Genomic DNA, 7,909 nt, shown 5'->3' with positions numbered 1-7,909 from the left:
CTACTCACCACTTGCAGAAGTGGGAGTCTCAACTCAGACTGAGATAAAGGATTTTTAAAGGGCAGAGTGATCTGCCCTTTACTTGGTATAGTTGGACGAAAAATAAAAAAGAGGGAGATACTTGAATGAATATTAAAAGTATTAAGATTTTGTCCGAAGAAGAACAGGTGGGACTGTTCCTCAGCGGCAGCGCCGCAGAAAGAAATGTACTGTATACCTGTACCGACCTGGATCAGCAGGAAAAAACGGATCGTCAGCGATTTTCTGTATATGATAATCATGAGGATGCGGAAAGCCGGGATATTGAAGAAGGATTTGGATTTCCGCTGCAGCGGTATCTGGATGCAGCAGGAGCAACAGATGTAAATGAGATCCGGCTTGGCAGCGTGGATGGATTTGAATCTGTGGTCACAGAGTTAGGATCCAGACGTTATTTTTTCCCGGGATTATTAGAACGGAGTGCAGAAGGAAAGGAGCCGCGGGAGGCTTTTATTTCTTTTGGCAAAAATGGTATACCAGTAAAATACTATCCGCACCCGACCATTATGTTCGGGCAGCAGGGAATTGATGACAAGAACAAAGATTATTTTGCCAAAGGAATCCGGATGCTGGTGGCAGGAAGTGCCGAGCAGGGATTCTGGGTTCGTGGAACCGGACTGCGCTGTAACCGGTATTTTTCGCTGAGCCGCTTTTTTGAGTGGGACAGCAAGCATGCAGGGATCATGCACTGGGCAGAAGTGCAGATGGAGGACGAGAGCATACGCCGTGTACCTGCAGTCAGACTGCATCGGGAGTTTTGGTCAGAGCAGGCAGAGTGTACACCGGAGGCAATAGATCAGTTACTGGCTGTGGATGCGAAGGGACAGGAAATCAGCAAGATTACCGGAGACATCTGGCTGTTTCTGGCAGATGAGGCGTTTAAACAGGTCGGATATTTTGACGGTCAGAATATTTGTACAGAGTTTTCCGGAGTCATTGCAGGTGAGTTAAAGGAACGGAAAGTTGAAAAACAGATTCGTGTTCCGGGCACACGCGCGGACGAGAGTGAATTTTATATTCAGGTCGTAAAACAGGGACAGACTGTGGCTTGCCATGACTATTCTTTGCGGGAACTGTTACATGATTTTGGCGACCTGGAAAGCTGTGAAACCTATGAGTATTACAACCATAACATGAACCACGGACAGGGCGGTCAGCGCCGTGTCACTGCAAAAGGCTGGAGTCTATTGACTTTGCTGGAACTTTTGCCGGAGATTCCACAGCGGGAAGAATTGGAAAATGGTTCTGTGAAGTTTCAGATTTTTACCAATGACAATTACAAGGAAAAGATCGTGCTGGAGGCAAATGAGCTGTCAGCATATCGCTTCCTGTTGGCATATGAGCAGGATCAGCGTTCACAGGATGGTCTGGAAAAGGGTGATACCAGCAGCTGGGCAGATGAAGATCTGCATTTTGCACCGATCAAGGGAACCACACCATTTCGCGTTTACTGTGGAAAAGAAAGTGCCAATCCGTCCGTGTATAAAAATGCGGCGGGTATGGTCGTAACTATATTATTTTAAACAGGAGAATATTTTGATTACAGATCGTTATAACAGAGAAATTGATTATATCAGAATATCAATCACCGACCGCTGTAACCTGCGATGCAAATATTGTATGCCGGAGGAAGTGCCGTTTATTCCGCATGAGCGGATCCTGCGTTACGAGGAGATCCTGCGGATCGTGAAAATTCTGGCAAAACTGGGGATCCGAAAAGTAAAGCTGACCGGTGGAGAACCGCTGGTGCGCCGTGGCTGCGACAGTCTGATCCGTGAGATTAAGCAGATTGAGGGCATTGATATGGTGACACTGACGACAAACGGTGTCCTGTTGGAAGAAATGCTGCCACAGCTGCAGGAAGCAGGCGTGGATGCCATCAATGTGAGTCTGGATACGCGAAACAGAGCGCGTTATCTGGAAGTGACCGGGAAAGATATGTATGAGCAGGTAGAGCGCGGTATTGAAGCGGTATATAAAAGCGGGATTCCGTTAAAAATAAACTGTGTACCGGTACAGGGCGTAAATATTGATGAGATTCCGGATTTTTTTACATGGGCTAAGGAAAAACAGATTGCCGTGCGATTTATCGAAATGATGCCCATCGGATACGGAGATCAGTATGAGGCATTTTCCGCGGAACAGATCAAGGAAATGTTTTTTGCACGCTATCCGGAGGCATATCAAGTAAAGGAAATCCTTGGAAACGGTCCGGCAGTCTATTACCGGGCACCGGGATTTGCAGGGGAGATCGGTATTATCGGTGCGGTGCATGAAAAATTCTGCAGCACCTGTAACCGGATCAGACTGACTTCGGAAGGATTTTTTAAATTATGCCTGTATTCCGGAGCAGGGATTGATTTGCGTCAGATGTTACGTGACGGAAGTACGGATGAGGAGATCGCAGATGCAATTGCGGATGCGATTCAACGAAAACCGAAGGAACATCATTTTGGTGAAGTACAGGCGGAGTCATCTGTTGATGCGTCAGCTTCCGGGGAAGCGGATACAAGAAAAATGTCCCAGATCGGAGGATAAACTGGGGTTGCATATTTTGAGCAAACGTATTATACTACGCTTAGTAAAAATAAGGAGGTACAGCAAAATGGCACAGATTACCAAAGACACCATGATCGGTGAATTATTACGTGATCAGGAGCATATCGACAGCATTGCAGAAGTATTATTCGGCATTGGTATGCACTGCCTCGGATGCCCGTCTTCTCAGATGGAGACCATCGAGCAGGCTGCTATGGTGCATGGCATTGAGCCGCAGGAATTAGTAGACCGCCTCAATGATGTTGTAGCATAAGGCACAGGCTTGGCACTGTAAACGATATAATTTCAAATAAAAACTGCTATGCAGAGAGGTTCTTTGCATAGCAGTTTTTTCATTTGATAGGACATTACGATAAATTTCCTATCAAGTAAAAGCACTTCGTGTGGACGATAGCGCACTTTCTTGTTGCTTTTCTTTTGACTTTTTGATTTCAGATTCGGAAATCAGGCAATTTCGCCTAATTGCTGTAATGCATTTCCAATGATGATCTTCTGGAAATGTTCTTCGTAATAAGCCTGAGTACCGGTCACATATTTCTTCGACTGCAGGTAGGAGTTGATCAGATGGATCACCTGATTGAATTCAGCGATGGTATGCTGACTCTGGTGAAGGATCAGATAATAATCTCCCTCCTGAGGATCTTTATACAGTGTATTTTTTCCCTGATAAAATCCCTGCAAGGTGTTAGCTGCAAGAATAGCTGCATCCAGTTCACGGAACGTAAACAGTCGGACAAGATCAGAAGGAATGGAAGAAGTCTCTTTCTTCCCTGTGGAAGATTCCTCTTTTTTGTGTGCCTGCTTTAACTGCTGGAGCAGATCAAGTAACTGCATGGACGTGTCATCCGGTTCCTGATCGGAATTGTCGCCAAAGGTATCAGAACCAAAGGAGAGGATGTCGTCATCTTCATTTTCATTGTCGGTGTCCGCCTGAGTGAAGTTGGAAAATCTGGTATCCAGCTCATCCGGTGATTCCACTTTGGAAATAATAAGAACAATCTTCTCCGAGGAGAGTGGAATTGCTTCTATCATGATTGGTATATCTTCCGCTTCAAATCCAAAATCCATAGCTGCCTGCTGCATCATATCGCGGAACAGAGCTTTTGCTTTCTCTGAACCATAGGCGAGCTCACTGAGTTTGATATTGCGCGTAGCCAGGTCTTCACTGGTTAAGGTACAGCGAATCTGATGGTCATTTAATTTTTCAATTTTCATGTCATCACTTCCTTACTTGTTAGAAAAGTATATATAATCTTGTGTTTTTCGTCAAGCATTCATTCATAAAGAATGTATGAAATTAATGACAATTTCCTGTTTTTTATTCTTTTTAAAGAAAAATTAAAAATTAAGTTGATTTTTCAAATTGATTGTGGTATATTATGGCTCAAGAAGTTTTCCGTACATACGGATAGATCAAATTCATATCAGTTTGTTAATAATTCTTTTGTAATGTTGTTTCAGCAGAAGGATTTTTACAGACTGGGGACTGCAGCAGATTTCATGCATCGTACAATTCTGTACATTTTACAGATGCTTTTGCTGCAAGGGGAGAGATCCCACAGATCTAGGTAGGTCAACTGACCATCTTTATATTTTCCGTTTTATGTATCCAGGAGAGAAATCTGGTATTTATTCAGACGCGTCACAGATTTTGCCCGAATACTTGGCTTTTTTGGGGTGAAAAGTAAAGTAAGGTGCAGACCTGATGTATTATTTTTATCAGGACGAGCTGTCGGTATGGGGGAAAGTTCTTAAGAATACTTTTTTGTTAGTATATGTGCATTTGCCGAAACTGACAAAGAACTGGGGGTGGATAAGAGAAATCCGGCAGAAATCTGTGACAGTCAGAAAAGATAAAACTGTAAGAATATAGATACGGAGGTAAAAAGAAAGATAAAGACGAAGACAACGTTGTCATACCTTTTTGCCGGAGCATAACAGTGACGAAACATAGAATCATATCCAAAGTTTTATAAGATTACGGAAGTGTGTGGGAGCAGATATCATGCATTGCAGGACACACATTTCGCAGCAGGAATAGGAAAGATATTCTTGAAATAAAGTTATTGGCGGATTGTATATCACGAACTTACTTCCGCTATGGTCAGAGATGAGGTATTTTTATGAAGCAGACATTTGCTGGTTCCGGACAACCACTCCTGATCGAACTTCAAAATTATGAAAAACAGGGGATTTCTATCTGGCTGGAAGGTTTTCCGAGTAATTCGGATGAAGTGTCAGAAACCATGTTTGTCCGGGAAAATGTAGATTATATGCGCGATTATGTGTTCGATGAGGGCGCATTATCGGAGCTTAGATTTGATGTAGTAAAAACAGAAGAATAACAAAAACGGCAGAAGGTTTCCTCAAATACCAACGGTACGGCAGGGGCAAAAACAGAGCCGGCAGGTTCACACGAATACTTATCCATGCCCTCATGCTGTACCGATTGCCGTTTGAAAAATGTTTTATAAAACCTTCATTAAGGTTTGATCGGAATGGTTGCATCGCATTTTTTTTTCATGTATACTGAACATAACAGTAGCATTCAGACATGTCTGAAAATCTGTGGAAAATGTTACATACTATCTATCGTATATAAGAGAGATCCGCAGGGGATGATATACAGGTGAGAAAAGGAGGGAGCGATGGCTTCACGAAGACAGCAAACAAAAAGGGGAAAGCAAAAATTAATTCTGGCAGTCGGGGTGACGGCGCTGATCATATTGATCGTTTTGATCGTCGGACTTACGACTTTTTTGAAAAAATATTCTCCGTCAAAGGAGGTAACTGATTACAAGGAATATTACAGTTTATCGGAAGATGATGAGCTGTTTGTGGTCTATGATAATGAGCAGGTACAAAATCATGCAATCCTGCAGGATGATGAGGTGTATGTTAATTATCAGACCGTGCATAAATATTTGAATAAGCGATTTTACTGGGATGCGACAGAGCAGGTTTTGCGTTATGTGACACCGGATGGACTGATCAATGTGACACCGGACAGCACACAGTATCTGCTTGGAAAATCATCTGAGACAGCGGATCATGTGATCGCTCTGGTGCGGGATGGAGAAATGTATCTGTCCATGTCTTTTGTGCAGAAATACACGGATATTCACTATGAAGTATATACAGATCCGGGACGCATCGTGATTTCTGATCAGTGGGATGATGTGACTTATCAGACGGTGAAAAAGAATACACAGATCCGGCAGAAAGGCGGCGTCAAGAGCCCGATCCTTTCCGAAATCAAAAAAGGTGATCTGGTGACTGTTCTGGATACCGTCGGATCCTGGAGTAAAGTGTGCAGTCAGGATGGATTTATCGGATATATGAAAACGAAAGCTGTTGGCAGTGAGCAGGATGTTCTGTACGATCATAATTATACAGAGCCGAAATTTTCTCATATTACCAGAGATAAGACGATCAATATGGCATGGCATCAGGTGACCAATCAGACTGCAAATGGAAATGTGGCAGATGTACTGGGACGTACCAAAGGGGTAAATGTAATTTCACCGACATGGTTTTACCTGAATGACAACAGTGGAAATATTGCTTCCCTGTGCAGTTCAGATTATGTGACTTACTGTCATCAGCAGGGAATTGAAGTCTGGGGACTGGTGAGTAATCTGGAGAACAGTGACGTAGATTCTACTTCTGTATTGAATCTCACGTCCAGCAGAGATAATCTGGTGAATAATCTGGTGGCAGAAGCGATTAAATATGATTTGGATGGCATCAATGTGGATTTTGAATCCTTAAGTGCAGAAGCGGCAGACGGATATCTGGAATTTATCCGGGAGCTTTCTATCAAATGTGAAAATAATGACATTGTATTGTCCGTGGATAATTATGTTCCGGCATCTTATAACTCTTTCTATGACTGTGGAGAGCAGGCTGTATTTGCGGATTACATTGTGATCATGGCATACGATGAGCATTACAATGGATCAGATGAAGGTTCTGTGGCATCCATCGGCTTCGTTCGTCAGGGAATTGAAGATACGTTAAAGGATGTTCCGGCAGAGCAGGTGATCCTTGGAGTTCCGTTCTACACAAGAGTGTGGGAGCTGACACCGGTGACTGCTTCAGAGGATCAGTCAGATCAGGCATCGGATGAGGCACAGAGCGGTTATACTGTATCCAGTGAAGTGGTCAGCATGAGTGAAGTAGATACCCGTGTGGCAACAAATGCGGTAACGCTTCAGTGGCTGGATGACTGCGGACAGTATTATGCAGAATATGAGCATGACGGCAAGACGTACAAAATCTGGGTGGAAGATCAGAAATCCATCGGAGAAAAGCTGGATGTGATGAAAAATAATCATCTGGCAGGTGCATCTTTCTGGAAGCTTGGATATGAGAAAAATACGATCTGGGATACCATTGCAGAGTATATGAATTAGTAATAGTGTAGTAAATACCCGAATACATTGTAAGTGAGATTACATATGTTCGGGTATTTTTGCGTGAAAAAAAGAATCGGTGTTACAGCGTTATTAGTTTGCCTTGTAGTTGCTGCCATACGAGTGCCGCGGGTAGTGCAGTATGATGTCATGAATCGCAGTGTACAGAAAGCGCGGTACTGCATTTGTATAGACAGTGGACACGGCGGAAACGATCCGGGCAAGATCGGAGTTGCTGGGACAAAAGAGAAAGAAGTGAATCTGGCGATCGCTTTAAAACTCAAAAAGAGTTTGGAAAAACAAAATATCCGGGTGGTTATGACGCGAACCGATGACAGAAATCTGGCAGATGCGAATGCAACAAACGAAAAAACGTCGGATATGAAAAATCGTGTGGCGAAGATGGATTCCGAGCAGCCGGATGCGGTGATCAGCATCCATCAGAACAGTTATACTGACAGTTCCGCAAAAGGCGCGCAGGTATTTTATTATTCAGAATCAAAAGAAGGAAAAGTGCTTGCAGAAATATTACAAAAGAGCCTGATCGAGCATGCAGATCCGGAGAATCATCGGATGGCGAAAGCCAATACCAGTTATTATATTCTGAAAAACACGGCGGCGCCGACGGTGATCGTGGAATGTGGATTTTTATCAAATCCGGAAGAAGAGACGTTGTTGAATACTGCACAATATCAGGATAAATTGGTAGATGCGCTACAGAAAGGAATTTGTGAGTATTTGGAAAATTGATATATTCTTGTTTGTCGCGTTTTTGACTGAAAATTTATATGATAAGAAAACGAAGAATCCTGTCAGGAAGCTAGACATTCGCTGCCTTCATTTCACTGCGGTTTCATCGCGCTCACTCCCACCTCCTATAAAAGCTGGTCGGTTCC

7 protein-coding genes are annotated in these 7,909 nt (G+C 43.3%); 6 read left to right on the top strand and 1 reads right to left on the bottom strand.

Annotated elements, in window-relative coordinates; translation table 11 throughout:
- Positions 1–125: 125 nt before the first annotated feature.
- The 3 genes from LG34_RS11370 to LG34_RS11360 all read left to right on the top strand — a co-directional run bounded on the left by LG34_RS11370 (position 126) and on the right by LG34_RS11360 (position 2,851).
- A complete protein-coding gene (locus tag LG34_RS11370) occupies positions 126–1,562 on the top strand; it encodes a hypothetical protein (protein WP_109216155.1) in 1,437 nt (478 codons plus the stop codon).
- Between the two features lie 13 nt (positions 1,563–1,575).
- Positions 1,576–2,577 (top strand): GTP 3',8-cyclase MoaA, encoded by a 1,002-nt coding sequence (gene moaA, locus LG34_RS11365; RefSeq protein WP_242979889.1) that lies wholly within the window; start codon positions 1,576–1,578, stop codon positions 2,575–2,577.
- Positions 2,578–2,644: 67 nt separating this feature from the next.
- Positions 2,645–2,851 carry a DUF1858 domain-containing protein gene (locus LG34_RS11360; protein WP_021738537.1) on the top strand — a complete coding sequence of 69 codons (207 nt, stop codon included), beginning with the start codon at positions 2,645–2,647 and terminating at the stop codon, positions 2,849–2,851.
- A 191-nt stretch (positions 2,852–3,042) separates the two neighbouring features.
- Here LG34_RS11360 and LG34_RS11355 read toward each other — a convergent pair whose 3' ends face one another.
- Complete coding sequence (locus tag LG34_RS11355; RefSeq protein WP_109216154.1) at positions 3,043–3,813, bottom strand: adaptor protein MecA; 771 nt, start codon at positions 3,811–3,813, stop codon at positions 3,043–3,045.
- Between the two features lie 908 nt (positions 3,814–4,721).
- Here LG34_RS11355 and LG34_RS11350 point away from each other — a divergent pair.
- From LG34_RS11350 to LG34_RS11340, 3 genes are all read left to right on the top strand, one after another.
- Positions 4,722–4,943 (top strand): hypothetical protein, encoded by a 222-nt coding sequence (locus tag LG34_RS11350; protein WP_109216153.1) that lies wholly within the window; start codon positions 4,722–4,724, stop codon positions 4,941–4,943.
- 303 nt (positions 4,944–5,246) lie between these two features.
- A complete protein-coding gene (locus tag LG34_RS11345; protein WP_109216152.1) occupies positions 5,247–7,013 on the top strand; it encodes a glycosyl hydrolase family 18 protein in 1,767 nt (588 codons plus the stop codon).
- 45 nt (positions 7,014–7,058) lie between these two features.
- A complete protein-coding gene (locus tag LG34_RS11340; protein WP_242979887.1) occupies positions 7,059–7,763 on the top strand; it encodes an N-acetylmuramoyl-L-alanine amidase in 705 nt (234 codons plus the stop codon).
- The last annotated feature ends 146 nt before the right edge of the window (positions 7,764–7,909 follow it).

Source organism: Eubacterium ramulus, assembly GCF_003122485.1.
GTDB lineage: Bacteria > Bacillota > Clostridia > Lachnospirales > Lachnospiraceae > Eubacterium_I > Eubacterium_I ramulus_A.
This window is presented reverse-complemented; position numbering and strand designations above follow the sequence as displayed.

What these genes read in the sequence shown, in the direction of transcription:
- LG34_RS11355 (WP_109216154.1), bottom strand. Translation starts at nt 3,813, where the DNA reads ATGAAAATTGAAAAATTAAATGACCATCAGATTCGCTGTACCTTAACC.
- LG34_RS11370 (WP_109216155.1), top strand. Translation starts at nt 126, where the DNA reads ATGAATATTAAAAGTATTAAGATTTTGTCCGAAGAAGAACAGGTGGGA.
- LG34_RS11345 (WP_109216152.1), top strand. Translation starts at nt 5,247, where the DNA reads ATGGCTTCACGAAGACAGCAAACAAAAAGGGGAAAGCAAAAATTAATT.
- LG34_RS11340 (WP_242979887.1), top strand. Translation starts at nt 7,059, where the DNA reads ATGTTCGGGTATTTTTGCGTGAAAAAAAGAATCGGTGTTACAGCGTTA.
- LG34_RS11360 (WP_021738537.1), top strand. Translation starts at nt 2,645, where the DNA reads ATGGCACAGATTACCAAAGACACCATGATCGGTGAATTATTACGTGAT.
- LG34_RS11350 (WP_109216153.1), top strand. Translation starts at nt 4,722, where the DNA reads ATGAAGCAGACATTTGCTGGTTCCGGACAACCACTCCTGATCGAACTT.